The organism is Autumnicola lenta (genome assembly GCF_031846515.1).
In the GTDB taxonomy this organism is placed as follows: domain Bacteria; phylum Bacteroidota; class Bacteroidia; order Flavobacteriales; family Flavobacteriaceae; genus Autumnicola; species Autumnicola lenta.
Genome location: NZ_JAVRHO010000060.1, coordinates 1 through 1383, shown reverse-complemented (window position 1 = coordinate 1383; position 1383 = coordinate 1). Strand labels below are relative to the sequence as shown.

The 1383-nt window shown below is 41.2% G+C and carries 1 protein-coding gene; it reads right to left on the bottom strand.

Translation table 11 applies throughout. The annotated features are described in order from the left end of the window. Positions 1-96: 96 nt before the first annotated feature. The gene (locus tag RM545_RS17405; protein ID WP_311496556.1) at positions 97-1290 is read right to left on the bottom strand and encodes an IS4 family transposase; all 1194 of its coding nucleotides are present in this window, start codon (positions 1288-1290) and stop codon (positions 97-99) included. Between the last annotated feature and the right edge of the window lie 93 nt (positions 1291-1383).

Here is a 1383-nt window from a genome sequence, read left to right as displayed (position 1 = left end):
CATTAGTGTCCGGTAAAAATACGGATTTAGATTTATTGGCCGATTAAGCACAATAGAACCGTCCTTTTTTGCTTAGACCTGAATAGCAGGGTCCCCCTAGAATATTTCCAGTTGTATATCTGGTGGTTTGGTAGTGAGATGATCCCATCCCTGGGTAGGATTTTCTAAAAAACTAAATAAGTCTATATAGCTCATTAGGTGCAGTCGTACCATCGAGATCATATTTGAATAAGCCCAGGTTTTCTTCGTCCTTTTTTGCACCACCAGCATCAATAGCTGTACGATGAGCCCACACCATATTTGTATTTTAATGGCATTGGAACTGTCTCCTAAAAAATACTTGAGCGGAAAATTTTGCTTGAGGCGTTTGAACATCGTTTCTATCTGCCATCTGTGTTTATAGATATCGCATATTTTCTCTGGGCTGAGCAAAAAGTTGTTGGATAAGAACTCATACACTTTCTGGCTCTTTTCATCCCAATAGGCTATGCGCCTTAGCTCTATGGTCAATTCTTTTTTCTGAACGTTTATGACCTCATCCTTGAGTACTGTGTCAGGTGTGATGTCTTCCAGGTCAAATTCTGCCACGCTTTTGTAGTGCGCATTTCCCTTTTGCCGTGTCACAAAATAAATATCCTGGTTTGTCCAGTCAAAGTATTGCCGGTAGTCATTATAGGCCTTGTCGAATACCACAAAAGAACCTTTTTTGAGTTCAAGTTCTTTAAGGAAGGTGTGGTCGTGGGTAGCAGCATTGCTAAAGCGGACAAGACAGGGAACGTCCTCCATGGCATTTATCATTGTATGCATTTTGATACCACCCTTTTTCTTTCCGTTAATAGGATTACGTCCAACTCCTTTTAGAATATCGCTGAAAAGGCTGATAGTGGTCGAATCTACAATCTTCAGGTGCTTGACAGGAAGGTTTAGAGAGCTGCTGTCCGATAAAAACTTAGCATATTTTTCCAAAAGGGAATAATAGATGGTAGCAAAGACTTCGCTGTCCCGATTGGCATTAGCATCCGAGAGCGTACTTCGCTTAGGAAAATTGGTAAGCCCCAAATGGCTGAGCTTACCCTCACAGGCCAACATCACCGTGGAGAGTTCGCGCAAAGAATTCACTCCACTGATAGCCGCATAGAGCATCGAGACCACATGCTCATAGGTCTTGCACGTCTTGTAGTAACGATCACTATCAAAAGAATCGGCTGTCCGGCTAACAATGTGCTTTGGAAGCAAGTTTAATAACTGTTTGATTATGGGATGTCCGCTAAAGTGAGTACTTTTATTCATAGTAATTTGTTTTGTGGTAAAACCAATTTACTATAAAGCGGGAAATCTATCAAGGAGATCCCGCTTTTAAAAAGTTTAACCGGACACTAATGA